The sequence below is a fragment of the Collinsella sp. LCP19S3_H3 genome, assembly GCF_052119145.1.
In the GTDB taxonomy this organism is placed as follows: domain Bacteria; phylum Actinomycetota; class Coriobacteriia; order Coriobacteriales; family Coriobacteriaceae; genus Collinsella.
Window position 1 is genome coordinate 17,244 of record NZ_JBQKFW010000001.1, and the last position, 25,641, is coordinate 42,884.

At 59.2% G+C, this 25,641-nt stretch carries 18 protein-coding genes and 1 tRNA gene; 12 read left to right on the plus strand and 7 right to left on the minus strand.

Annotation, left to right across the window (positions count from 1 at the left end):
- Positions 1-295 precede the first annotated feature (295 nt).
- Together ACTQZF_RS00100 and glmU are read right to left on the minus strand one after the other, a co-directional pair.
- The gene (locus tag ACTQZF_RS00100; protein ID WP_154516678.1) at positions 296-1,282 is read right to left on the minus strand and encodes a ribose-phosphate diphosphokinase; all 987 of its coding nucleotides are present in this window, start codon (positions 1,280-1,282) and stop codon (positions 296-298) included.
- A gap of 193 nt (positions 1,283-1,475) precedes the next feature.
- Entirely contained in the window at positions 1,476-2,888 is a 1,413-nt protein-coding gene (gene glmU, locus ACTQZF_RS00105; protein ID WP_441554196.1) for a bifunctional UDP-N-acetylglucosamine diphosphorylase/glucosamine-1-phosphate N-acetyltransferase GlmU, read from the minus strand.
- A gap of 205 nt (positions 2,889-3,093) precedes the next feature.
- Here glmU and ACTQZF_RS00110 point away from each other — a divergent pair, with 205 nt between their 5' ends.
- From ACTQZF_RS00110 to ACTQZF_RS00120, 3 genes are read left to right on the plus strand one after another with little or no spacing between them, the layout of a single operon-like run.
- The gene (locus ACTQZF_RS00110) at positions 3,094-3,972 is read left to right on the plus strand and encodes an energy-coupling factor transporter transmembrane component T family protein (protein WP_427718158.1); all 879 of its coding nucleotides are present in this window, start codon (positions 3,094-3,096) and stop codon (positions 3,970-3,972) included.
- Positions 3,973-3,995: 23 nt separating this feature from the next.
- Positions 3,996-5,615, plus strand: a complete 1,620-nt coding sequence (locus ACTQZF_RS00115; protein ID WP_441554197.1) for an ABC transporter ATP-binding protein — start codon at positions 3,996-3,998, stop codon at positions 5,613-5,615.
- 4 nt (positions 5,616-5,619) lie between these two features.
- Entirely contained in the window at positions 5,620-6,333 is a 714-nt protein-coding gene (locus ACTQZF_RS00120; protein WP_441554198.1) for a DUF6580 family putative transport protein, read from the plus strand.
- 535 nt (positions 6,334-6,868) lie between these two features.
- Here the strand turns inward: ACTQZF_RS00120 and ACTQZF_RS00125 are convergent.
- Positions 6,869-7,687, minus strand: coding sequence for an exodeoxyribonuclease III (locus tag ACTQZF_RS00125; protein ID WP_154516667.1), 819 nt, complete (start codon positions 7,685-7,687; stop codon positions 6,869-6,871).
- Positions 7,688-7,823: 136 nt separating this feature from the next.
- Here ACTQZF_RS00125 and ACTQZF_RS00130 point away from each other — a divergent pair, with 136 nt between their 5' ends.
- The 5 genes from ACTQZF_RS00130 to ACTQZF_RS00150 all read left to right on the plus strand — a co-directional run bounded on the left by ACTQZF_RS00130 (position 7,824) and on the right by ACTQZF_RS00150 (position 13,239).
- On the plus strand, positions 7,824-8,576 hold the full coding sequence (locus ACTQZF_RS00130) for an NAD-dependent protein deacylase (RefSeq protein WP_441554199.1): 753 nt from the start codon (positions 7,824-7,826) through the stop codon (positions 8,574-8,576).
- Between the two features lie 94 nt (positions 8,577-8,670).
- On the plus strand, positions 8,671-10,398 hold the full coding sequence (gene folP / locus ACTQZF_RS00135) for a dihydropteroate synthase (RefSeq protein ID WP_441554201.1): 1,728 nt from the start codon (positions 8,671-8,673) through the stop codon (positions 10,396-10,398).
- Positions 10,399-11,100, plus strand: a complete 702-nt coding sequence (locus tag ACTQZF_RS00140; protein WP_441554202.1) for a hypothetical protein — start codon at positions 10,399-10,401, stop codon at positions 11,098-11,100.
- Between the two features lie 290 nt (positions 11,101-11,390).
- Positions 11,391-12,497, plus strand: a complete 1,107-nt coding sequence (locus tag ACTQZF_RS00145; RefSeq protein WP_441554204.1) for a serpin family protein — start codon at positions 11,391-11,393, stop codon at positions 12,495-12,497.
- Between the two features lie 106 nt (positions 12,498-12,603).
- The gene (locus ACTQZF_RS00150; RefSeq protein ID WP_441554205.1) at positions 12,604-13,239 is read left to right on the plus strand and encodes an ATP-grasp domain-containing protein; all 636 of its coding nucleotides are present in this window, start codon (positions 12,604-12,606) and stop codon (positions 13,237-13,239) included.
- A gap of 204 nt (positions 13,240-13,443) precedes the next feature.
- Here the strand turns inward: ACTQZF_RS00150 and ACTQZF_RS00155 are convergent, their stop codons facing one another.
- Positions 13,444-14,217, minus strand: a complete 774-nt coding sequence (locus ACTQZF_RS00155) for a type III pantothenate kinase (RefSeq protein ID WP_441554206.1) — start codon at positions 14,215-14,217, stop codon at positions 13,444-13,446.
- Between the two features lie 197 nt (positions 14,218-14,414).
- On the opposite strand from ACTQZF_RS00155, the gene ACTQZF_RS00160 reads away from it, so the two are divergent.
- Positions 14,415-14,491 (plus strand) — tRNA-Met (locus ACTQZF_RS00160).
- A 325-nt stretch (positions 14,492-14,816) separates the two neighbouring features.
- Here ACTQZF_RS00160 and ACTQZF_RS00165 read toward each other — a convergent pair.
- The 3 genes from ACTQZF_RS00165 to ACTQZF_RS00175 form a co-directional block, all read right to left on the minus strand.
- Entirely contained in the window at positions 14,817-16,481 is a 1,665-nt protein-coding gene (locus ACTQZF_RS00165; RefSeq protein ID WP_427795109.1) for a C45 family autoproteolytic acyltransferase/hydolase, read from the minus strand.
- 258 nt (positions 16,482-16,739) lie between these two features.
- Complete coding sequence (locus tag ACTQZF_RS00170; RefSeq protein ID WP_441554208.1) at positions 16,740-17,693, minus strand: helix-turn-helix domain-containing protein; 954 nt, start codon at positions 17,691-17,693, stop codon at positions 16,740-16,742.
- Between the two features lie 479 nt (positions 17,694-18,172).
- Positions 18,173-18,703: a hypothetical protein gene (locus tag ACTQZF_RS00175; protein ID WP_441554209.1), complete on the minus strand. Its 531-nt coding sequence runs from the start codon at positions 18,701-18,703 to the stop codon at positions 18,173-18,175.
- A gap of 879 nt (positions 18,704-19,582) precedes the next feature.
- On the opposite strand from ACTQZF_RS00175, the gene bilR reads away from it, so the two are divergent.
- The 3 genes from bilR (at position 19,583) to ACTQZF_RS00190 (ending at position 25,632) form a co-directional block, all read left to right on the plus strand.
- On the plus strand, positions 19,583-21,613 hold the full coding sequence (bilR, locus tag ACTQZF_RS00180) for a bilirubin reductase, long form (RefSeq protein ID WP_441554210.1): 2,031 nt from the start codon (positions 19,583-19,585) through the stop codon (positions 21,611-21,613).
- A gap of 454 nt (positions 21,614-22,067) precedes the next feature.
- Complete coding sequence (locus ACTQZF_RS00185; protein WP_441554288.1) at positions 22,068-22,463, plus strand: helix-turn-helix domain-containing protein; 396 nt, start codon at positions 22,068-22,070, stop codon at positions 22,461-22,463.
- A gap of 286 nt (positions 22,464-22,749) precedes the next feature.
- Positions 22,750-25,632: a proton-conducting transporter transmembrane domain-containing protein gene (locus ACTQZF_RS00190; RefSeq protein WP_441554211.1), complete on the plus strand. Its 2,883-nt coding sequence runs from the start codon at positions 22,750-22,752 to the stop codon at positions 25,630-25,632.
- Positions 25,633-25,641 lie beyond the last annotated feature (9 nt).

The following is a 25,641-nucleotide window of genomic DNA, read 5'->3' on the forward strand; positions in this document are numbered from 1 at the left end:
GGTGCTGGACAGTTAGTTCAGATTTGTACAAGGCGACCGGGGTGTATTGCCGTTGTTGAGGGACTCGGTGGGCAAAATGGGGCCAATGGCATGGTGAAGAGATCCATAGGTGGAGGAATCGAGCGGAATTATGCCGGCAAGAGAGTTTTCGACGCATTAAATGGCCCAAACGAATGCCACATTAATACAAATCTGAACTAACTGTCCAAGGCGGGTTGTCGAGGGGCAGAAAAAAGGGTCGGAAGCGAGCCTCCGACCCTTTAAAAACACCAAAGATGATGCGCTGCGCGCTGGATTACAGCGCGAAGTCGCCGCCGACGAGCGTGGAGACGGGCTCCTCGTGGTAAACGGCAGAGATGGCCTCGGCGAACTCCTCGGCGACCGAGATAGTCTTGATCTTGCCGCCAACCTCGACGGGGATGGCATCGGTGACGAGGCACTCGACGATGGGGGCGTCGTTCAGGCGCTCGATGGCCGGGCCCGAGAAGATGCCGTGGGTGGCGCACACGTAGATGTCGCCGGCACCCATGGCCTTGAGCTCCTTGACGTTGGCGCACAGGGTGCCAGCGGTGTCGATCATGTCGTCATTGATGATGCAGGTCTTGCCCTTGATGTCACCGATGATGCCCATGACCTCGGCGGCGTTGTGGCGCGGACGGCCCTTGTGGGCGATGGCGAGGCTGCAGCCGAGCATGTCGGAGAGCTTCTTGGCAGCTTTGGCGCGACCCACGTCGGGGGAGACGACAACCAGGTTGTCGGTGTCGAAGTGCATGTCGTTGTAGTACTGGCCAAACAGCGGCAGTGCAGACAGGTGGTTAACCGGGATATCGAAGAAGCCCTGAATCTGGCCCTGATGCAGGTCGAGGGTGATGATGCGGTTGACGCCAGCGCGCTCGAGCAGGTTGGCGACGAGGCGGGCGGTGATGGGCTCGCGCGGGCCGGCCTTGCGGTCCTGGCGGGCATAGCCGTAGTGGGTGATGACGGCGGTGATGGAGCGGGCGGATGCGCGCTTGGCAGCGTCGGTGGCGATGAGCAGCTCCATGAGCATGTCGTTGACGTTGCCGCCGGCCACGGACTGAATCAGGAAGACGTCGGCGCCGCGGACGGTCTCGTCGTAGCGGGCGTAAATCTCACCGTTGGCGAACTGCTTTAGTGTAAGGCCCGAAAGCTCGACCCCAAGGTACTCAGCGATCTTCTGAGCGAGGGGACGGTTGGAGGAACCGGAATACACGCGGATGGACTTGCGCATATTCTCCGACTTCTCGGGATCATTAATCGGCATTACCCTTCTCCTTTATATATCGAATGCCATATAGATGCCTTGTTGCATTGTAACCGCGCGGCGGGGTTTATCGGGTCTTGATAACGTCTTTACCGTCAACGGACACGAACCGACCACTCATCCGGTCGCGCAGGTCAGCATAGAAAAAGGAGCCATCCCCATGGGAACAGCTCCTTAGATGCTTGGTAAAACGTTATACCTCGTCGTCCTCGTGCAGACGGCGGCGATAATCGGCGGCCCAGCCCTCAATATTTACCTGACGGGCGCGGCCCAGGCCGAGTGCGTCAGCCGGGACCGGCTCGGTGATGACGGAGCCGGCGGCCACGAGCGCGCCGTCGCCGATCTGGGCGGGCGCGACCATCATGGTATCGGAACCGATGAAGGCATCCTTGCCGATGACGGTCTTGTGCTTGTGCACGCCGTCGTAGTTGCAGGTGATGGAGCCCGCGCCCACGTTGACGCCGGAACCCATGGTGGTGTCGCCGATGTAGGACAGGTGCGGCACCTTGGAGCCCTCGCCGATCGTGGACTTCTTGATCTCCACGTGTGTGCCGGCCTTGGAGCCATCGAGCATGTGGGTGCCCGGGCGCAGGTAGGCGCGCGGGCCGCAGTCGACGCCGTTCTCGATGACAGCCTCGATGGCGATGGTCTCATCGATGGTGCAGCCGCTGCCAACGGTGGTGTCGGTGAGGCGGCTGTTGGGGCCGAGCTGGCACTCCTCACCCACGGTGACGTGGCCGATCAGGTGCGTCTGCGGCCACACGACGGTGTCGCGGCCGATGACGGCGTCGGGGCCGATCCAGGCCTGCGTGGGGTCGATGAAGGTAACGCCCTCGGCCATCCAGTGCTCGTTGATGCGGTCGCGCGCGATAGCGGTGAGTTGCGCGAGCTGGATCCGGCTGTTGACGCCCAGGCCGTCGCGGTAGTCGTCGCAGTGGAAGATGGAGACTGCCTGGCCGTGGCCCTTGAGAATCTCGAGCATGTCGGGCAGGTAGTACTCGGACTGGGCGTTGTCGTTGCCGATCTCGCTGATGTGGGCGGCGAGCTGCGCGCCGTCGAAGGCGTAGCAGCCGGCGTTGCACTCGAGCAACGTGGCGGCCTGCTCGGGCGTGCAGTCCTTCTGCTCGATGATGCGCTCGATCTGGCCGTCGGCGCCCAGCTTGATGCGGCCGTAGCCAAAGGGATCGGGCGGGGTCATGGTCATGACGGTGCAGGCGAGCTCGCCGCCGGCGACGGTCTTCGCGAACTTGGCGACGGTGTCGGCGGTGATGAGCGGCAGGTCGCCGTTGAGCACGACGACGGGGCCTTGCATGATGCCGCATGCCTCGAGCGCGACCTTTACGGCGTGGCCGGTGCCCAGGCGCTCGGTCTGTTCGACGCACTCGACCTTGGTGGTGCTGTTGGCGTAGGCGCCGTCGATAAGGGCGCGCATCTCGTCGGCGTGGCTGCCGATGACGACCACGACGCGGCTGCAGCCGGCCTTGATGGTGGCGTCGACGATCCACTGGACCATGGGCTTGCCCAGGATCTTGTGCGAAACCTTGCAGTGGTTCGACTTCATGCGGGTGCCCTCGCCGGCGGCGAGGATAATTGCGGTTGCGTCCATGTGATCTCCTGTTACGTTATAGACACGTGAGTTTGGAAACGATACACGGCGCAATATGATACCGCAGGCATATGATGAGCGCGTAACGATTGGCGCATGGCGGCTGATGTCGGTGCCGCCGGCGTGACGTTTGCGCTGGTTGTGCATGGCGGCGGCACTGCGGCGTTGGCGTTTGAGCGAGGGGATGGGGGTGTCCGTGGATATCATGCGAGAGGAATCGGGCAACGAACCCGTCGCGGCATTCTCGATGTCGCATCCGGCGGTGCCGGCGCTCTACATGGTGCTGACGCTGGGGCTCACCATGTTCTCGATGCAACCGGTGCTGCTTGCGCTGTCGCTTGCGGGCGGGCTGGCGTATGGGTTTGCGACGCGCGGCGTCGCACGCACGTTGGGGGCGCTTCGCTGGCAGCTGCCGGTGATTTTGATTATCGCGGTGCTCAACCCGTTATTTAGCGCTTCGGGCTCGACGGAACTGTTCCGTATTGGCATGCGTGCGGTGTATCTGGAGAGCATGGTATACGGCCTGTGCATGGGCGGGCTGTTTGTGGCGAGCGTGCTGTGGTTTGAGGCCGCGGCGTCCATGCTTAGCTACGACAGGGTGCTTGCGCTTTTGGGTAACACCGCGCCGGTGATCGCGCTCATGATCTCGATGTGTATGCGGCTTATCCCGCAGTTTTTGCGTCGCGGTCGCACGGTGCTGGCGGTGCAGGATGCGATTGATGTGCCGGGCCGCGCGCCGGCCGACCCCGTGCGTTCGCGCCTACGGGCATCGAGCGTGTTGATGGGCTGGGGCATGGAAGATTCGCTGGAGCGTGCGGACGCCATGCGCTCCCGTGGGTGGGGCGCCGCGGCGCGTCGCACGACGTACGCGCGGTATCGGCTGGCGCGCGGCGACGTTGCCGCGCTGGTTGGGCTTGCGCTGTTTGGCGTGGCCACGGCGGCAGTGGCGTGGACCGCGACGATGCAGTATTCGTTTTACCCGCAGCTTTCGGTGCCAGCGCCGTGGCCTGGCTATGTTGTATACGCGACCTGGATGGCGCTGCCCTGCGTGGTGCATGCGATTGACGAGAAGAGGTTTGGCTGATGGCTCGGTTGGACGGGAGCATCATGGCGGACGCGGTGTGCGGCTCGGATATACCGGCGATTGAAGTGCGGGGCCTGCGCTTTGCCTACCCCGGGGCCGAAGTGCCGGTGTTCGAGGAGCTCGATTGGCGTGTTCCCCAAGGGACGTTTGCGTTGCTTGTCGGTGGTACCGGGTCGGGCAAGTCGACATTACTCTCGTTGCTCAAGCCCGAGGTTTCGCCGGCGGGCGAATGCTCCGGCGAGCTGCGCATGCTGGGCGAAAGCGTTGCCGACATGGACGTTCGCGCGTCCGCGGAGCGCGTGGGCTATGTGTTTCAGGACCCCGAGAACCAGATTGTGTGCGAAACCGTGTGGCACGAGATGGCGTTTGGCCTGGAAAACTTAGGCATGTCGCGCGACGAGATGCGCCGTCGCGTGGCCGAGACCAGTTATTTCTTTGGGGTGGAGGATTGGCTCCACCGCGATACCGATACGCTTTCGGGCGGACGCAAGCAGCTGCTGTCGCTGGCAGCCGTGCTGGCGTTGCGCCCTCGCGTGCTGCTGCTCGACGAGCCCACGTCCCAACTGGATCCCGTTGCCGAGAAAAATTTTCTGCATGCGCTGTTTCGCGTGAATCGCGAGCTGGGCTGCACGGTTGTTGTGGCAACGCACCAGCCGCGCCCGATGCTTGAATACGCGACGTGCGCGTATCGGATTGAGGGCGGGCGCGTATGCGAGGTCGCTGACATCGCCTCCTTGGGGCATCGCGAAGAGCTGTTTTCTGGCGAGGTGCCAGGGTGGGGTGGCTCGTGGCGTGCAAAAAACGGAGTTTTCAGCAGCGCCAGTGGCCGGCCGGGCTATTTGGGCCCGCGCGTGGGCGCTCCGGGCGCAAAAAAAAGACCGAAATCGGATAAATCGGCTGAATTTGAGGTGCAAATCCTGTCGCAAGACGACTCGGGGGCGCCATCGTGCGCCGGTGGATGCCGAATACTCCCAAAAATGCACGCTGGGTCGGCTACCACCCTGGCAGGGGGCTGGTTTCGCTACGATCGAGCGTCCGGCTGGGTGCTGCGCGGGCTCGATGCGTCGTTTTCGGCAGGCGCGGTGCATGCTGTTGTGGGCGGTAACGGCTGCGGTAAGTCGACAATGCTTTCGGTGCTGGCCAAGACGGTTAAGTTGCAGCGTGGGCATATGGAGCGTGGGGCGGCCTCGGCGGCATTGCTGCCTCAGAATCCCAAGGCGCTGCTGGTTGCCGAGACGGTGCGCGAGGAGCTGATGGAATGGGCTTCGACCTGCGGATATGACGAGGCTATGGCGCGAGAGCGCGCGACGAGTCTGGGATTGTCCGGCTTGGATGGGCGCCATCCGTACGATCTTTCGGGCGGGCAGCGCCAGCTGCTTGCGTTGGCAAAGCTGCTGTTGATCGGCCCCGAGCTGCTATTGCTCGATGAGCCCACCAAGGGTCTGGACCTGGCCAGCCGTCGCATCATCGCCCGCGCCCTGCGCGACCATGCGGAGGCTGGCGGTACCGTCATCATGGCAACGCACGATCTGGATTTTGCCGAGCAGGTTGCCGATGACATTGCCATGATGTTCGACGGTGAGATTGCCTGCATGGAGCCGCCCGCCGACTTTTTTGCCGACAATGTGTTTTATAGGGCGTGATGGGATGGCGGATTATCGCGTCTTGCGCCTACTCGCAAAACTGGAGATCCCACTGCTGCTGGCGGTGCCAGCGGTAATGGCCGCGGCGTTGCTAGCAGGCGTTGAGCAGGCGGCGCCTGCCATGCTTATCGTGGTGGCGCTGGTGCTCGCGCTGTTCTTTGCGGGCTACGAGGCGTCGCGACCGGGCCTACGCCAGATTATGCCCACGCTGGTTCTGGCGGCGTTGGCCGCGGCGGGGCGTATCTTGTTTGGCCCCATTCCCGACTTTAAACCCGTGAGCGCCATCGCCATTATCGCCGGGACGACGCTCGGTCGTCGTAACGGCTTTATGGTCGGTGCACTGGCGGTGCTGACCAGCAATTTCTTTTTTGGGCAGGGCATGTGGACACCGTGGCAGATGTATGCCTGGGGTCTGGTCGGCTATGTTGGCGGCGCGCTGGCGCATGCGGGTGCGTTCGACCGTGCCGATGGAACCGTGCGCATGCCGGCGCTGATGGCGTACGGCTTTGCGTCGGGCCTGCTCTATGGCGCCGTGATTAACGCCTACGACATCATTGGTTTTGTGCAACCGCTCACGTGGGCGGGCGCCGTGGCGCGTCTTGCCACGGCGGTACCGTTCGATATCACACACGGCCTTGCGACCTGCGTGTTCTTGGCCGCTCTCTACAAACCTTGGTGTCGTCGCATTAACCGTGTCGTCGTGAAATACGGGCTGTAGTGGCGGTTGCGCCGGGGCGAGAATCAATACTGTCGAAGTGCCATTTTAAAACTATGCCGGTTTACGGGGCTAGATTGGCACAGGCAGACCATACCGGCTTTTTCCGAAAATAGACGATCCGTCTACCTGCGGTTTTATTTTGCTTGAATTGCGTTTGGTTGGGGATTTGCGATTCAGCCCCGTAAACCGGCATAGTTTTAAAATGGCCGGCTGATATGACGGGCGTCGTGGCCCTCAGAGAGCCAAATCGATCTGCTTTCTTCCACCCCCAGACGTCCCCAGGGAATCAGTTGACGGCGCTTGCCACGAAACTAGCCCATCTACTACGTTTAGCTTGATACCCCCGACCATGACCGCGTTTTATGAAAAACCGCAGGCTTTCTACCTGCGGTTTTCTTTTTGCGTTGTTCGCTGTGGTTGAGGGTAGTGGCTTAAACGTAGCAGATGGGGCAGTTTCGTGGCGGGTGTGCCGTGTGGATTCCCTCGCGAGGTGAAAATGATCCGTTTTGCTTCGTCCCCGAGGGGTCGACTGGGGCTAGAGCTCTAGGGTGAGGGTGACGGGGCAGTGGTCGCTGCCAAAGATGTCGCCGCGGATGCCGGTGTCGCGCACGTTGCCGGCGATGGCGTCGCTCACCAGGAAGTAGTCGATGCGCCAGCCCGCGTTGTTCTTGCGGGCATTAAAGCGGTAGCTCCACCAGCTGTAGACGCCCTCGACGTCGGGATTTGCCGCGCGCCAGGTATCGGTAAACCCGGCGTCGAGCAGCTCGGTAAACTTACCGCGCTCCTCGTCCGAAAAGCCTGCGTTGCCGCGGTTGGACTTGGGGTTCTTAAGGTCGATCTCCTCGTGCGCGACGTTAAAGTCGCCGCAGGTCACCACGGGCTTGCCGGTCTCGCGCTCGAGTCCCGCCAAAAAGCCGCGATAGGCATCGTCCCAGGCCATGCGCACATCGATGCGCGCGAGCTCATTTTGGGCGTTGGGCGTATAGACGTCCACAAACCAAAACTTGTCGAACTCGAGCGCGCAGACGCGGCCCTCGGTCGCGGCCTGCGCCACGAGCTCGGCTGCCGCGCCCTCGCCGGCGTAAGGCAGCAGCGCATCGGCGCGCAGCACGCGCAGCGGTTCCTGGCGGCTAAAGACCGCAGTGCCCGAATAGCCTTTACGCTCGGCGTAGCTCCAGGTTTGGTGATAACCGGGCAGGTCGATATCGGCCTGGCCCTCCTGCAGCTTGGTCTCTTGCAGCGCCAGGATATCGACATTGAGCTCCTGTGCGATCTGGATAAAGCTCGGGTCCTTTTTGAGCACGGCGCGCAGACCGTTGACGTTCCACGAGGCGAAAGTGTAAGTCTGAGGCATGGTGTCCTTTCGACGGGGTTTGCAGGCTTAAGATTAGCGCAAAAGGGGCGGTGGTGGGCTCCGCGCGTGCTGACTCAAAGACCGCATGCTGGGATGTCGCCCGACGCTGCCCGACCAACAAGGACGGAGGACTCATATGACGCAGACGATATCGGATCCCAAGCGGGCCTCCGCCGCACTGGCGGAGCTGTTTGGTACCCACAAGCGTGTGGTCTTCTTTGGCGGCGCCGGTGTTTCCACGGCGAGTGGCATCCCCGATTTTCGCAGCGTGGACGGCCTATATCACCAACAGTTTGCCTACCCTCCCGAGACCATGCTCTCGCATAGCTTTTACGAGGCGCATCCGGCCGAGTTCTTCGACTTCTACCGCACCAAGATGATCTCACTTGGCGCCAAGCCCAACCGCTGCCACACCAAGCTGGCCGAGCTGGAGCGTGCCGGCAAACTAAATGCCGTGGTGACGCAAAACATCGACGGCCTGCATCAGATGGCGGGCTCGCAGCGCGTGTTCGAGCTGCACGGATCGGTCCATCGCAACATTTGCCAGTCGTGCGGCGCGGTCTATAGCGCCGAGTGGATTTGCGCCCGCGGGCACGAGGACGCCGCGGGTGTGCCCGTGTGCCCCGCGTGCGGCGGGCGCATTAAGCCCGATGTGGTGCTCTACGAGGAGCCGCTCGACGAGCATGTGCTGACCGACGCCGTTGCCGCCATTGCCGCGGCCGATGCCCTCATTGTGGGCGGGACCTCGCTCGTGGTGTATCCGGCGGCGGGTCTTACGCGATACTTTACCGGCGATACGCTGGCCATATGCAATCTTGCTCCCACCGATCAGGATGCAAATGCCGACCTGCTGATTTCTTGCGACATCGCTGCCGCGTTTGCGTTCTAGCCCGCGTGCGCGGATACAATAGAAAGACTGATTGCAAAGCGACCCCGCCGCCTGCGCCCGAGCGTGGCGGCGCGGGCATTTTAGGAGGATGTTCATGGCGAACGACAGCAAGACATGGCGGTGCGGAAAGTACGAGCTCAGCTTTGACCGTCCGCGCATCATGGGCGTCCTCAACGTGACGCCCGATTCGTTTAGCGACGGCGGGGAGCATTTCGACCCGGATGCCGCCATCGAGTACGGCCTGGCGATGCTCGATGCCGGTGCCGACATCATCGACGTGGGCGGCGAGTCCACGCGCCCCGGTTTTACCCCGGTCAACCCCGACGAGGAGGCTCGCCGCGTGCTGCCTGTTGTGCGTGCGTTGGCCAAAGAGGGCGCCATCGTCTCGATCGACACACGTCACGTGGCGGTTGCCAAGGCGGCCGTGCGCTGCGGCGCCTCGATCGTCAACGACGTGACGGGCTTCACCGACCCCAAGATGGTCGAGTTTGTCGCGACGAGCACCTGCGGCGTCATCGTGATGCACGCCGGCGAGGTCGCCGCGCCTGCTCGCACGCATGCAACGGTGCAGCTCGATACCTCTGCCGCGGCGTTTGTTGCCGAGAAGGCGCGCGAGGCGGCTGCCGAGGCCGCGCGCGAGGCCGAGAAGCCCGCCCGCCGTCGTCGTGGCAAGCTGCTGGGCGAGCCCAAGACGGAGGCCAAACTGCCGGGTGGCGTGGTGCAGCCCTCGCTGCCGTTTGGCGATCCGGAGCCAGCGCCCGAGCCAACGGGCGAGCAGAAGCAGGAGACGCCGGCCGCCGAGCAGGCTGCCCCTGCCGCCGAGGCCACCGCGACCCCTGAGCCCGCGCCGGAGCCCAGCGATCACTTGGCCGCCATGATGCGCCGCAGCGCCCGCCGCGAGGAGGCTTATGTGCCCACCTCGCAGCTTCGCCGCTTTACCCTGCCCGATTCGGCGCCCATCATGCGCCGCGTCATGGGCTTTCTGTCCGATCAGGCCCGCGCGCTCATCCACGCCGGCGTGTCACGCGACCGTATCTGCATCGATCCGGGTCCGGGTTTTGGCAAGACGGCCAACGAAGACATCGTCATCCAGCGCGAGACCGCCAAGATGGCGTCGCTGGGCTATCCGCTCATGTGCGCCGTGTCGCGCAAGCGCTTTGTGGGCGCCGTCTCGGGCGTGACCGAGGCCGCCGAGCGCGATGCCGCCACATTTGGCGTGTGCCTGGGCGCTATCCAGGCCGGTGCCAACATCGTGCGCGTGCACGATGTCACCGGCTTTGCGCAGTTCCTGAACGGCTACTGGGCTGTTGCCAAGCCGCAGCCGCGTCGCGCGTTTGTGGCCGTGGGCTCCAACCTGGGGCATCGTTGCGACAACATCCGCGCCGCGCGCGACATGATCGCCGAGATTCCGCTCACCTGTGTGTCCAACTGCTCGCGCATCTACGAGAGCGAGCCGGCCTACGAGACGCGCCAGGACGCGTTTGCCAACGCTGTCATCGAGATCAAGACCGAGCTGGCGCCGCTGGTGCTGCTCGACGAGCTTATGAAGATCGAGGCCGAGCTGGGGCGCGACCGATCCAAGAGGGCCAAGGTCAACGGCCCGCGCACCATCGACCTGGACCTGCTGTGGATGGATGGCGAGATCCACGGCGGCAAAAAGCTGCGCCTGCCGCATCCGCTCATTGGCGAACGCGACTTTGTGCTGGTGCCGCTCGAGGACCTGATGCACGACCCGGCGCGGTTCTTCCGCTACAACGGCGTCGAGGTCAAGGAGCCCGAGGATCGCGTGGGCCATATCGTGGGCGAATTGGGGCGTATGTAGATGATTGAGATGAACACTGTAACCGTCGGTGCCGAGCTTGACGCCGCGCGCGACGCGGGTCGCGAGGGTGTGCCCGCGGGTTGGTGCGCCTGGAGTGCCGGCGACACATCGTTGGCATTTTCGCTGGTCGTGCGCCCGGATGTGAATATGCACGCCTTCCATGGCCTGCCGTTTGTGGCGGCGATGGGCATGATGGACGCGCTTGCGGGAACGGCATCGACGCCGGGGCTGGGCCTTGCCGGCAAGGTGGGCATTCAGTGGCCGAGCGATATCGTGTACGGCGCGCCCGCGTTTGAGACGTCGTTTGCACGCGTCGCCGTCAACGGTGGCGCCGGTGCCGCAGGCATGTTCGGTGCCGTGACGGTGGATATTGAGCGCGCTGCGCTGGGCGAACTTGGCGTGGATGTGGCCGATGAAGCGCTGGTCGAAGCGCTGACTACCGCCGTGCTGGCCCGCGTGTACGCCTGGGCGGTTGTCGCCAACACACCGCAGGGCGCCGCCGGCCCGCTGGCTCCCGTGCTGGGCGAGTACTTCGACATGGTGCCGCTGCTGGGCCGCCAGGTTGCGGCGGTGTCGCCCAACGGCTTGCCGCTTGCGGTCGGTGTGTTTGCGGGCCTGGACATCTGGGGTCGCGCGACCATCAAGACCGATGCCGGCGAGCAGGAGTTTCCGCCCGAGGCCGTACGGATTCGCGGGCTGTAACGCGAGATGTCCGCGCTCAAAGATAATGATGACAACAAGACCCTCCTCGGCCTCTGAACTGCCTCCCATTTCTTGGACACGAGAAATGGGAGGCGGTTCAGCCGGGGAGGGTCTTTGCGCGACTACAGGGTGGCATCGCGGCCCTATTCCTCAAAACTGAAAATTTTTCGTTTTTGAGGAATAGAAAGGCTTTGAGCCTCTTAGAAAGCCATTGGGCGGCCTTTCCGGTGCGAGATTTGTGTCCGCGCCGTGCGAAATAATAGTTTATATCCTAACGATGGGAGCAGACTATGACTGACAAAGCAAATTCGGCGTGTCCACAGGCATGGAGGGTTGCAAAATCCCTATCCGAGAAAATACTCGCTCAAGGCAAGAACGGGGTTTGGTCGCCTGCGTGCGTCGCGAGCTTGTTGACGATTGTACGAAAGGGTGCCTCGGGCGCCACATGTCGGGAGCTCGACATGCTCCTGGGCGATGGCGACATGTTTAGCGAGCGTGATCCCTTCGGCATCGAGCTGGAGCGGAACTGGGGCTATGACGGTTATGATGCGAGCTCGGCAACGGCAGCTTGGCTTTCCAGGTCCGCGAGCCCATCGGAGGCGTTTCTGCACGAGTGCGACAAATGCAGCGTGCATGTGTCAATCGATGACTTGGCCGATCCGCGCGTTAGCCAACGGGTGACCGATTGGATAGCCGAACAAACTCACGGCCTGCTGTCGCCAAGCATCGAGTTATCACCAGTGGCTCTTGCCTGTCTTGTGAGTGCGCTTTACATGAAGGATGCATGGGCGGATCCGTTTGATGGTGAATCGACCAAAGTTGAGACCTTCCATGCAAAGAGCGGCGATGTTCAAGCAGCGTTTATGCGTGGCAAGCGCGATTGCGCGGTGATCGTCGAGAACGGCAGGGTTGCCTTCTTGTTGCCGCTCAGCTCCGATGCCGGCGTGTGTTTTGTTCTTCCGAGCGGCGAGGATGATCATGTTGATGACGCGCTTGGGCTATTCGAGCGTCTGTCCCAAGGCGAGGGAGAATGGGAGCCCGTCGACCTGGGGATTCCTCGCTTTGAATGCGAGTCGACGCTCTCGGACGTCTGCTCGCTGCTAAAGGCCGCCGGCATCTCTACGGCAACTGCGATGGAGCTTACACCTATGGTGGGGGTAGAGGGGACTCCAACGCAGATTGTCCATGGCGCGAAGTTCGCTGTCGATGAGAACGGCGTAGAGGCCGGCGCGTACACGGTGATGGTCGCTGTCGCGGGCCTTCCGCCGGAGAACCCGCCAGAGCCGCGCAAGATAACGCTTGACAGGCCTTTCTATGCAGCGCTCGTGTCTCGCACCGGCGTACCGCTCTTTGTGGCAAGCGTCGCGCTGCCGTCGGTGGACGTGCAAGAAAGGTGAGGTTGAGATTTGCGAAGGGGGGCTGCTATGCCAAGGGTCGCCAACGTACTCTTTCCAGCTGACTATTTTGAAAAGATAGTTCCAGATGGGTTGATGCGTATCGAATATGAGTCTGCGTGTGCTGAGGGGCGTCTTGACGTGGGGCTTTTCGATCTGGAACTGTTCGAGGAGCGTGGAGAGCTTGCGCTCTGCTTTTCTAGGCCATCGGGCTGATGCGGTGGTAATCAACCGCATGTTCACGGAGTTTATGGTCAAGGACTATGCAAAGTCGGTCAAAGGGACGAGGTTTCCCGTTAGCTTTCACACTCCCGTGAGCCAGGAGCGCATGGACGGGATTGTTAAAGAGTTCGTCAAACTCCGCGGGGACCTTTTCACGGTCGGTATTGTCTGCAAAGAGTACGTTGATCTGGCCCGCTACGGTGGTGCAACGAATGAATGGAGAGCTTTCTATCTCGACAGGAATCTCCTCAACGTATGCCGGAATTCAAATCAGCCGACCAATGTTGCGAAGCCGCCCGAGGAGCTTGTACTGGCGTGCTCAAATCTTGGGAGCCCCTACTACACCGTGGACTTTGCGGGGCGAGTGGATGGAACCTGGATTGTGGTGGAGACCGGCGACGGGCAGGTGTCGGGCCTCGCTGCGGCGCAGGATCCGGTTATCTACTATCAAGTGCTTGCGGATGCCCTCGAAAGGCGGGATGCGGACGGAGGCCGGGCTTGTGCGTCTGGCATTCGGACCTAGTGCAACACTACGCCGTGTTTGCCGAGGGGGCGGCGTCGCGAAACGAAAGCGACGCTGTCGCATTTGTGTCGGTCTTTCTGTTTTGATGAAACGTAGTCCCTTAAACTGGCTCACGGAGGGGTTGGAGAACTAGAGTCACCTAGCCCGTGCGTCAGAGAAACTGAGGGGATAAGACAGTGCTCACGCTTGGCTCCGGTCCCTGTCTTACCCCAGCTCCTGCATGCGGCGGTAGATTTCGCAGATACCCTTAATGGTGAGCTGTCCATCGACCACGTCGAAGGCATCGGTCGAATCGGCGACGATGCCGGCGAGGCCTCCCGTGGCGATAACGGTGGCATCCTCGCGGCCCAGCTCGCGCTTCATGCGCGCGACCAGGCCTTCGGCCATAGCGGCAGTGCCCACCACGGCGCCGACCTTGATGCACTCCTCGGTATCGCGGCCGATGGCGTGCTCGGGCGCCTCGAGCGGCACGCTGGCGAGCTTGGCGGCGCGGGCGGCAAGCGCATCCATGGAGATGCGGATGCCCGGCGCGATCGCTCCGCCAATGTAATAACCGTCCTCATCGATGACGTCGATATTGGTTGCGGTGCCAAAGTCCACCACGATCGCCGGTGCGCCGTAGAAGGTCTCGGCCGCAACGGCGTTGGCAACGCGGTCGGCACCAACGGCCTGGGGACGCGCCGCGCGCAGCTTGGTCACGGCGGCCGTCTGCGGCCCAATGACGATGGCGTCTGCGGCAATGCGGTTGGCCACGGCATGCCATTCGCGCGAGAGCTGCGGCACCACGCCCGCAAAGGCGATAGCGTCGACCGCGTCGAGCGAAAGGCCGTACATCTTAAAAAAACCCATCAGGCGCACATGGATCTCATCTGCGGTATAGGAGCGGTCGGTGGGCATGCGCCACGACTGCACCAGCTCGTCTCCGTCAAACAGGCCCATGGCCGTCTGCGTGTTTCCCATATCGATAGCGAGCAGCATGTCTACTCCCGGTTTCGGCATAAAAGGACGCGCACCATTGTATACGTGCTGTCGACGGCGCTCGGCTGCGATTCGTTTACGGTGATATGGGCTGAGAGGTTTTAAATATGAAGGAATTATGCTCTACGAGAGTTTCCTTGCCGTCCACCGAACTCCCGAGTAATATTCTTTCTTGCGCACATGAGGCGCCCAGACATTGCGGGGTGGAGCAGTCTGGTAGCTCGCCGGGCTCATAACCCGGAGGTCGTAGGTTCAAATCCTGCCCCCGCGACCAAGAACTTTTAGCAGCTCAGAGGCCTTGTTCTCTGGGCTGTTTTTCTTTGGATAAATAGCACGGCGAGCTAGTTGCTGAGCGGGCATTTTGGATCCCCCGTGTCAATCTCTGCGCCTTGGAGGTTGTTGGTTCGAATCCGGCCTCCACGATCAAAACTCCGGGTCAGACGCAGGAAAGCCTGGCAGCGCGAATAAACGAAAAGTACCATCATGCCGAGATGATCGGCATGATGGTACATCTTGGAAGTGATCTCGAGCGTTATCTTTAGGGAGGGTTCGAGATCACTTCCGCTTTCTTTAAATGACGAGCTGAGCGTTACGCAAGATTACTGAATAATTACATTTTCAGTAGTATAAGATGCCTGTGCGTATCGCTGAGCATTGGCAAACTGCGAAGTAGCAAGGCCATACATAATCGCAGCCTGCTCCTTATCGCCTTTCGCATTGGCGCAATCAGCCATAGTGGTGTAATTGCATCCCGTGTGCACCGCCTCAGCAGCCTTATTGTAATACTCCATGGACTCGTCATCCACTGAGCCCTTCTTATACAATTCAGCTCCTGCATTTCTTACCGCAATACGCGCGTCGACTTCTGCGCTCTTATTAGTGGCCTGCATGTTCTTTCCGAGAGTAAGCCTGTAGTAATTAGCTGTACCATAGGGAACGTCTGAACGGAATTTCTCGTCATGACCTCTCAAGACATACATTTCCTGATCAGTTGCATCAAAAATTGTCCTGAAAATCGTCTTGAATTCTATGTCATCGCCTTCTGGAGAGTGGAACTGATAGAAACCACCGAAGTCCCAATTTTCCTCACTCCATTTGCCCTCGTCATAGTAACGAATGCTTCCGAGTCCGTTCGCGAGCGTGAGTGGGGTAACGCTGCCGCTCTCGTCTTGCATAACCTTTTCTAGAGTATTGGCTCTTGGCACGCTATCCGGATATGCCTCATATGAATCATTCATCCAGAGCTCATCCTTGAAATGATTCGCTGCAATTAGATAGTCCGTCTCACCGTAGTCACCGGCTTTGCGCACTACATATGCATTATCTTTTTGCTCGATGAGATACGCATTTCCCTTGTTGTCGGAAACGTTGATGTTACCCGTGTGAATCCACTCAGTTTTCGTAAGCATTTTGACTGCTTCGTCTGCCGTATCGCACTTTGTGGCTGTGTACCAATAAGCAAACAAAGTATCGAGGAAGGTGCCTTCCCTATCGATTGTCTTAGCATCATCGCTTGGCGATGCCGTAGGTCCTCCGGCATAGGTAATAATAAGGCCCTTAGAGTTCATGAACGCATTTCCCTGCAATCCACCTGATGCAATGACTGCATTGCCATGTTTCGGATAAGAAACCATGCTCGAGAACATTGCGGCGGGTGTTGTGCTGACTGCATCAAGATTAGCGGCTCCAAGATGATGACCATCCTGAGTCATACTTCCCCAAGCAGATACATTCATACATGTTTTTGAACGCTCTGGATCATTTGAGCTCTCTGGATCAAAATGCATCATGAGGTCATAGTTAAGAACAGATGAGCCCATAACTGCAACTACTGCATCTTCCTTTGAGACTCCTGCCCCCTCAGCTACTCCCGACAAGAAATTAAATACAGACGGATCATCCTCTTCATAATGTTTCAGAATCTTACCCATAGCTTCGTTATATGCGGCATCGTCTGCCTCTGCATAAATTGAAGCCATTACAGCTGTCCAGTTACTTTCTAACTGATCCTTTTGCTGTAAGCCATACTGCTTTCCCATGTCAAACCAGGAGCCATTTACATACACAACTTCTTGCGCATTTCCTGCGTTGACGGTTGCATCGAACTTCCCGTCAAACTCTTCGTTTTCAGAAGTTGATCCGGCATTTGCCAGCGTGCCGTCTGATGACCCACCTTGCGTATTGTTTGCAGAGCATCCTGGGCCTGCCACCATGCTTAAACATAGGCTGGCGCAACACAATACGCAGGCTATCTTTCTTCTCATAATCTTGTCACCTTCTCTTTCAGAGGTTCCGTGTTGCCGATAACTTGATGGCTAAAGCAAAGACCCCTCGTTGCCGACAACCTAATGACAAAATTATGTAATTTTCCGATCCGCTTTCACATGAACTGGTCTCGATAAATATGTTCAATCTTAGCCTATACCCTGGTTTAGCGCTTTATGAACCAGGGTTCATAAAGCGCTAAGCTGTATAAACAAAAGGAAGTGGGATTCATATTGATTAGCCCAACGTAATCAACGTTATGAACATCTGATTTTCTGCAGCAACTGCATCCTGTTGCTAACATCGGCCTTCTGGTAAATGTTATGTGTATGAGATTTGACGGTGCCAGTCGAAATAAACAACAGTTCGGATATCTCCTGTGTGCTTTTCTCCTTGAGCAAGAATCCCAGAATCTCTCGTTCTCTGAGACTAAGGCCAATAGATGTCGCATAGGCGTCTATGATTTCTTCCGAAAGCTCTCCTGTCAAGGCTTCATAGCTAATCGGTTTCACTGTGATCTTGTCAACAAAAAAACGCGCCGCAACAACAATAAGATATGCGGCAACAACTATCTGGGAGACGCTTTCGCCAAAATTGCGGCTTCGAATCGCGCCGCTAGTTACTAGGCTTGCAACATCATTATTTAGCCCATAATGTAACCCCGTAAGAACATCCTCAAAGACAGTCATTAATCCCAGGATTCCAACCAGTCGCAAGAACATATCTAACCTTAAAAACATGCTCTTATGCGCTGTTTTGCCAAAGGACCTGCTACCGATAAAGGCCAGTACGATAACCAGAAGTTGGAATGGCAACAAATAACAAATATACAAGAATCCTGTACGCACCTTTAACAAAGGGAACATAATGAGCCAGATGAACAATGGCGCTTCCACCAATGTCAATATCCACGTTTTTGACCCTCCAACAGCCCCCTTGAATAAATGACATATGAGAAAGGCGCAGGCGAAATATAATAGCGACTTGATTACTACGGGCACCGAAAAAAAATTATGAAAGTAATAATAAAGGGGCGAACTAATTTCGTATCCTCGAACTATTAGCTCAATCAAGTACTGGCTTAGCATAAACAGAGCGATATACAGATATTCCTTCTTTTGACCTCCGATATAGAGGATTAAATAAAGGGCTGCACAGATTACACAGCCAGATTTTATTAATAAACTTAAAACAGCAGACAGGACCAGCATCAGGACCCACCACCCTTTTCCTTCTATAGCGCGCAGTGCCCTATTTAATTCATATCATTTAACCGCAATCCGTCTTCTGGATCTCCTTGCTCTGCTTCTAGTAAGCAAGTCTTTTCCCGCAACCTCTTCAGCATCCTTTCAATAGTACGTCATATAATACCAGTTGCAGCGTCCGCATCATTCGCTATGAACATCGCCGCCGTGCCCAGTAGCCTTCAGGCGTCCCGAAGGCCGGTGCGTCGCCGCTGACGGGCACGATGCGCTTTTTCACGAGTCTAAAGATGCATAATCTACGGACTTTTCTTTCTCTTGTCATACTTTTGAAAGTGTTCGTAAGAGGCTACCGATCCATTGGAGGCGTAGAGAGTCCAGGTGATGCGCGGACTCATCCCATCGAGCGGCGGGTGGAGTCTGGCCTTCCAGGCAGGATGAGCGTCGTCGGGGTGATCTTGCCTAAAGATATTGGACTGTTTATAAGACTAAACATAAGAAAACTCGATTATCAGGGGCGGGTGCCATAAGGCACACCGCCCCCCTTTGTGCGTATGGCGCCAGGACCATGCGCTCGAAAGCGTTGCCCAAACGCATGGTTCATCCGCACAAAGCCCATGGTCGCTATGGGCAAACATCGGTGCTCCTGCACATGGTTTTGAGCCTGTTTTCGAGCGAAAGTATGGCTGTCGATACGCATGCAATTCGCATGAAACCCGGGCTCGTCCGAGAGCCCTATAAAGGAGGATTCGCATGAGATTGCGCTCGATCATCATCGCCCGGCCCAGACACGTGCCGTGAACCTTGATCGCACCGGTCATGGTGTTGAGGCAGAACATGTCGTTATAGCGTGTGAGCGGGCCTGTCGAGCGGGCAATCTTCTCGTCTAGATCGCGTTCGATGATGTAGCGCACGGCTTCGTCCTGCAGCATATCGCCTTCGGAGAGCTCGGCGCGGGTGATGGCTGCAAGGGGGGGGGTCGTCGGCATCGTCGAGCTCAAAGCCACCGCGGGCGCCATAGCGGTAGACGGGATCGACGACGAGCACCGGGTTGCCCATAACGGTAGAGGCTGTTTGCGTGAGGTTCTTGAGCCCCGCGTCGCTCAAGAGCGCCTCGAGCAGCGCTTGCTTTGCGGTGGACCTATCGGTGGTACTCGGTTGCATGGGTGTCCCCTCTGCCGCGTCTTCGCCGTAGTCGACGCGTGACCAAATTATTATCGCAGGCTGCGCAGTATTAGGTTGTTTAAAAAGGTGAGTGTGGCGGTCGTTTCCTCGAACGGGGACGGTGTTGTTGGGGCTGTCTCAATCTGTAACAGGTGGGTCCGATTTTTGTCTGTAGATGTTACAGATTGAGATTTCCGGCGAGCGGGGCTCCGTTTGTCTCGATCTGTAACACGAGGGACGGATTTTGCCGAGTTGTTGTTACAGATTGAGATATTCGGACGGACAGTTGCCGTTTGTCTTGATTTGTAACAGGTAGGGGTCAAAAGTGGGTCTAGCTGTTACAGATTGAGATGTTTGGTTGGACCGAGTTTGTTCGTCTCGATCTGTAACATCTGGGGTCGTTTTTGGCCTGTAGGTGTTACAGATCGAGATTTTCCGACGGAACGCTTCCGTTTGTCTTGATCTGTAACAGGTAGGGGTCAAAAGTGGGTCTAGCTGTTACAGATTTAGATTGTTGAGGATGGGTCGAGAGGAACATCTCGATCTGTAACAGTAAGACCCGGTTTTGCTGGGTAGCTGTTACAGATTGAGACAAACCGACGGGCCGCCCCGCCCCATCCGCCTGCCGCTGCCTGCTATCCGCCGATTTTCGTTGTGCCGCTGTACCCCCATGCCATATCCTCTAAACAACTACGCGGCACCATCGCCGCCGCGTCTACAAGAGAGGAATGTCCATGACCGCACCTGCGTCCAAGCTGCTCCAGCCCATTACGGTTGGCCCCCTTGAGCTCAAGAACCGCATTATGTTCCCGCCGCTGACCACCGGCTATGAGGAGCGCGACGGTTCCATCGGCGAGCGCAGCCTGGCTTTTTACGAGCGTCTGGCCCGTGGCGGCGTGGGCTACATCGTCATCGGCGACGTCGCTCCCGTCATGACCGCAAGCCCCACGCCCAAGCTGGCGACCGACGTCCAGATCCCCACGTTTAAGGCACTGGCCGACGCCGTCCACAAGCACGGTGCCAAGGTCGCGCTGCAGCTGTTCCACCCCGAGTACGACGTGCCCGGTGTCGGCCGCATGGTCATGGGCTCCATGGCTGCGGCCAAAGCCGCGCAGGAGGCCAAGGCCGCCGGCGACGAGGAGACCTTTGCCGCCAAGATGGCCGAGTCCAACGAGATCCGCAAGCAGGCATATGCCAAGCTGCACCACGATATGCAGCACTTTGTGAACGAGGCGAGCGTAGAGCAGCTCGCCCAGATCAAGGAGGCCATCGCTGCCTCGGCCGCTCGCGCGCAGCAGGCCGGCATCGACGCCATCGAGGTCCACGGCGACCGCCTGGTGGGTTCGCTGTGCTCCGCGATCCTCAACAAGCGCACCGACGAGTACGGTGGCTCGTTTGAGAACCGCGTTCGCTACGCGCTGGAGGTCGTCGCTGCCATCAAGGAAGCCGCGCCGCAGCTGATGGTGGAGTATAAGCTCCCCGTGATCATGGAGAACCCCGACGGCACGCTGCGTGGCAAGGGCGGCCTGCAGCCCGATGAGGCCTGCGAGTTTGCCAAGCTGCTCGAGGGCGCGGGCATCGATATGATCCAGGTTGCACAAGCCAACCACACCGGCAATATGGGCGACACCATTCCGTCCATGGGCGCCATGCCCTACAACTGGACGCTGCCCGTGGCCGAGCGCGTCAAGGCCCTGGTCTCCGTGCCGGTGGCAACTGTGGGCCGTGTTGTCTCGGTCGAGGCTGGCGAGAAGATCCTGGAAGACGGCGCGGCCGATATCATCGCCTATGGCCGCTCGCTCATGTGCGACCCCGACATTGCGCTGAAGGCCGCCACGGGCGAGCCCATCCGCGAGTGCCTCAACTGCAACAAGGGCTGCGTCGATGCGATTCAAAACCGCAAGTACATCTCGTGTGTGCTCAATGCCGAGAACGGCGACGAGGCTACCATCGCCATTAAGCCGGGCGAGGGCGACAAGAAGATCGCCGTTGTGGGCGGCGGTATTGCCGGTCTGGAGGCCGCGCGCGTGGCGGCCAAGCGCGGCTACGACGTGACCGTCTACGAGGCGAGCGATCATCTGGGCGGCCAGATTGTGCTGGCGGCCGCGCCTCCGCGCAAGGACGAGATCATGCGCTCGGTCGAGTATTACGAGAAGATTCTGCCCGGCCTGGGCGTGAAGGTTGAGCTCAACCATGCCGCTACCGCTGAGGACCTCAACGCCGCCGACGCCGCGATTGTGGCTGTGGGCGCGCACGACGTGGTCATTCCTGTTCCGGGTGCCGATTCTAAGAAGGTCGTCTCGAGCTGGGACGTGCTGGCCGGCAAGGTGGAGCTTACGGGCCGCGTCGCCGTCATTGGCGGTGGCCTGGTGGGCACCGAGACTGCCGAGTACCTGCTGCAGCACGGCTGCGAAGTGGCGATCGTGGAGATGCTCGACAAGATTGCCGCGGGCGAGTCCGAGACCATTCTGCCGCTGATTATGAGCGACTTTGCCGAGCACAACGTGGAGCAGCACGTGAAGACCCGTCTGACCGCCATTACCGACGAGGGCGTGGAGGCCATTCGCACTGCCGATGACGGCGCCGAGGAGCCGGTGAAGATCGCCTGCGATTACGTGGTGATGGCCGTCGGTTCCAAGGCCAACGCGTTTGACTTGGATGACGTTACGGTGCCCGTGACCTGCGTGGGCGACTGCTCGGGCGAGCGCACCGCCGACATTGCGAACGCCATTCGCACGGCATATCACGCGGCCAACGAGCTGTAGTTGAACATCGCGGCCAGGCGGGGCGGTAGCACGGATCTGTCTCGCCCGGCCGCGTCCCATCGGGTGTCAATCGGGGCGGGGCCTGCAAGCGCAGCAGGTCCCGCCCTTTTTGTTTTGCCCCGGTGGACGGCAATGCGCGCTAATCATGGGGAGTGAGGCGTCTACTGCCTTGCAGGCTGCTCAAAATTATTGGAGGAGGGGTTAATAATCATACCCTCTATTCCAAAGGATATAAAGAGATGCCAATTTTGCTGGCAAGCGAATGAGGATTAGCTGCGAGCTAGTTACCAGCGTAAATAATCAATAAAGAAATGTCGTAAATTGGTGTCAAATTCCCAGATAGCGCCGCGTCTATTTTAATTAACTGCTTTGAGCAAACAGTAAAATGCTACTATCTAACTTGCACGTAAGAAAGCAATTTAACGTTTAAGGCTAAGAAGTAGAAGTGGCAGGTATGTCAGAAACAACAAGGACTCGCACGCATGCGCCCGAGATTAGGCAGCGCGCTGTCGAGATCCTCCAAGAAGGGGTCGGCCATCGCGCGCTCGCCGCAGAGCTTGGCATCCCCCAGGCCACAGCTCGTCAGTGGGCCCGTGCGTATGCCGTGGGCGGCGCCGACGCCGTTCTCAATGCGGGCTCTCATCACCACACATATTCGTTTGACATTAAGCTTGCCGTGGTTAAGGACCGCTTGGAACATGGTCTGACGGTGCGTGAGGTCATGGTCAAGCACAAGATCCCCAGCGAGTCTTCGGTTAAAGCTTGGTGCCGACAGTATCGCGACGGTGGCGAGGCCGCCTTGGTCGATAAGCCGCGGGGTCGTAAACCGCGCGTTAAAAAGGCGGAATAGCGAACGGGATGGTGCGTCCGCAGGGGCGCATTTTTCTTGCCGCGCCAACTTTTTGGACCGCCGCGAGTCTATCGGGACATCCTTCAAAGTGGTCAATAAACCGCGCGCAGTGGCCCGTGCGCCCGCCGCTACGAGAGGGGGAGCGTTGCCTCTCTACTCCAAAGCGGACATGTCCTTACCCCATACGCCTAAAACTCCCCAGTTGACCGAAAACCTGCCGCCTGAACTCCCAATTTGAGCTATAACGTTAAATAATTGCAGCGTTTTTGCATGGGGGAGTGATGGTATGACGCTACTGTATTTCCTTACCCTGTTTCCGCTGGTACCGGCGATGGGCATGCTGCTCGCGCGCAGTGACCGAGCCCGCGATGCGGTAGGGCTTGTAGGCTCCGGCATTATTATGGCGGTGACCGTTGTAGTTGCCGTCTTATTTTTTGGCACGGGTCCGCAGGGCTTTGAGGTTGCCCCCGGCACCTCGCATGTGCTCTCGATCATCAGCTCCGTCATCGACGTCATCCTGTGCGCCGTCATCCTGTACAACGCGCACAAATATAAGAGCGTGCTTACCACGGTGCTCGGCATAGTCCAGTTGGTGGGTTCGGTTGCCTTCGCTGGCATGACGTTGCCCACGGCCGAGGTCGTCACCGCCACGCCGCTCTACCTGGACTATATGAGCGTGATCATGGTGCTCGCCGTTGGCATTGTCGGCAGCCTGATCTGCGTGTATGCCCTGGGCTACATGAAGGACTTCCAGGCGCACGATGAGCACGAGGCCGCGCTGCGCGGGCAGACCGCGCCCGACCGACGCCCGCAGTTCCTGGCGCTTATGTTCCTGTTCCTCTCGGCCATGTTCGTCATCGTGACGAGCGACAACCTGGAGTGGCTGTTCTGCGGCTGGGAAATCACCACCGTGTGCTCGTTTCTTATGATTGGCTATACGCGCACGCCCGAGGCCATCAAAAACGCCTTTACCCAGATCATCCTCAACATGCTGGGCGGCATCGCGTTTTTGGCGGGCCTTATGTTCCTGCACGTCAACGGCGTGCCGCTGACCATCTCGGGCATGATCGAGCTTTCCGGCTCCGGAACCGCGCAATCCGCGCTGCTGGTGCTGCCGGTCGCCTTGCTGTCGATCGCCGCGCTTACCAAGGCCGCACAGATGCCGTTCCACACCTGGCTGCTCGGCGCCATGGTCGCCCCCACGCCCACGAGCGCCCTGCTGCACTCGTCCACCATGGTCAAGGCCGGCGTGTTTTTGATGGTCAAGCTGAGCCCGCTGTACGCCACCTATCCCGTGACCGGCTTTATGGTCACGAGCGTGGGCGCCATCACGTTTTTGCTCGCCGCCCTCATGGCCATCTCGCAGAGCAATGCCAAGCGTGTGCTCGCGTACTCCACCATTTCCAACCTGGGCCTCATCAGTGCCTGCCTGGGTGTCGGCGCGCCCGAGGCCGTGTGGGCCGCCATCTTCTTAATCTTGTTCCATACGGTGGCAAAGTCGCTGCTGTTCCTGTGCGTGGGCACGGCCGAGCATCATATCGGCAGCCGCAATATCGAGGACATGGACGGCATGTTCAGCCGCATGCCGCACCTGACGCGCCTGATGATGCTGGGTATCATGGGCATGTTCGTGGCGCCGTTTGGCATGCTCGTGTCTAAGTGGGGCGCCCTGGTGGCGTTTGCGCAGACCGGTAATGTGCTCATGATCATGGTGCTGGCCTTTGGCTCGGCCGCGACGTTCTTCTTCTGGGGCAAGTGGCTCGCCAAGCTCTCGGGCGTGGATTCTACGGCCGAAAACGTGGAGGGCAATGTCCATAAGACCGAATGGATAGCGCTCAACACTATCGCCGCGCTGCTGATTCTGTGCTGTGTAGCGTTCCCGATTATCTCGAGCGGTCTGGTGTCGCCTTACTTGGCCATGGTGTTTGGCCGCGTGCCGTATGTTATTGGCAAGGATGCCATGTATCTAATGGTGGTTATCGTGGCTTTTATCGCCGTGGTGCTGCTGACTTCATTCCGCGTGAGCAACAAACCGCACGTAAACGTATATCTTTCGGGCGTGGGAACCGACAATTACCGTCATTTCCGCGGCTCGATGGGACACGAGGTGAAGGCCGAAAAGCGCAATTGGTACCTGGAGGACGCCTTTGGCGAGAAGCGTATTGGCCCCGCGGGCAGCATCGTGTGCTGTAGCATCATTCTGTTCGCGCTGCTATGCTGCGCATGGATTGGTCCCGATACGCTCGCCATGGGCGAGCCCTCGGTGCTGCGCGGCAAGTATTTCGAAGGCTCGGGTGTCGTAGGCATCTTTATAGGCACCGTGGCGTTTGCCCTGCTGGCGCCTTTGGTTGGTGGCCTGATCGACGGCATCGACCGCAAGCTGTCCGCCCGCATGCAGGGCCGCGTGGGACCGCGTCTGCTGCAACCGTTCTACGATGTAGCCAAGCTCCTGCGCAAAGCCCCTGCCAGCGTAAACACCGTGGACGATACCTACATGGCGTGCGCGCTCGTCTTTACCGTGGTGGGCGGCGGCATCTTTGTGTCGGGTTCCAACACACTGTTATGCGCCTTTATGGTTACCCTCGCTGCGATCTTTGTGGTGCTGGCGTCCGCCTCGACGCAAAGCCCGTTTGCCCAGGTCGGCGCCGACCGCGAGCTGCTGCAGGTCATGAGTTACGAGCCCGCCGTTTTGCTGATGAGTGTGGGCCTGTACCTTGCCACCGATAGCTTCGATTCCATCGCCGTGACGGGGCAGTCGGCCCCCATCATCGTGTACAGCGCGCCCATCTTCCTCGCACTGCTCGCGGTGCTTACCATCAAGCTGCGCAAGTCACCGTTCGATCTTTCGTACTCGCATCACGCGCATCAGGAGATCGTCCAGGGCGTCGCCACCGAGATGAGCGGCGGCACGCTGGCCAAGATGACCCTTATGCACTGGTGCGAGACCGTGCTGTTTTTGATGTGGGTGGGCATGTTCTTTGTTTGGGACAACCCGGTGAGCTGGTTGGTCGCCCTGGTCGTTATGGTCATGACGTATTTTGTCGAGGTGCTGATTGACAATACCTTCGCGCGTAGCACCTGGCGCAGCTGCTTTAAGCTCGGCTGGGGCGTGGCGCTGGTGTTTGGCCTGCTCAACCTTATGCCCATCCTCGTCGACGTGTTTATTTAGGAGGCGGCA